This window comes from Bacillus cereus group sp. BfR-BA-01381 (genome assembly GCF_022663555.1).
Classification (GTDB): Bacteria; Bacillota; Bacilli; order Bacillales; family Bacillaceae_G; genus Bacillus_A; species Bacillus_A pacificus.
Genome location: NZ_JAKUFR010000308.1, coordinates 1 through 254 on the forward strand (window position 1 = coordinate 1; position 254 = coordinate 254).

Consider the following 254-nt stretch of genomic DNA (forward strand, 5'->3'; position numbering starts at 1 on the left):
AATCTGTATATATAAGTTTTTCTCCATCTGAAAAAGTGTAAAATAATAAATTAGTTGTTGTTATGGGGCCAATAACTCCAGTTGGACCTGTTGCTCCTGTTACTCCTGTTGTCCCTGTTACTCCCGTTACTCCTGTTGCTCCCGTTACTCCCATTACTCCTGTTGCCCCTGTTACTCCCGTTACTCCTGTTACTCCCGTTACTCCTGTTGCCCCTGTTACTCCCGTTACTCCCGTTACTCCTGTTGCTCCTATT

Annotated in this window: 1 pseudogene; it reads right to left on the minus strand. The window is 44.5% G+C overall.

From position 1 onward, the window contains the following. Nucleotides 1–254 (minus strand): annotated as a pseudogene (locus MR079_RS28835) (DUF4183 domain-containing protein); the annotation flags it as partial.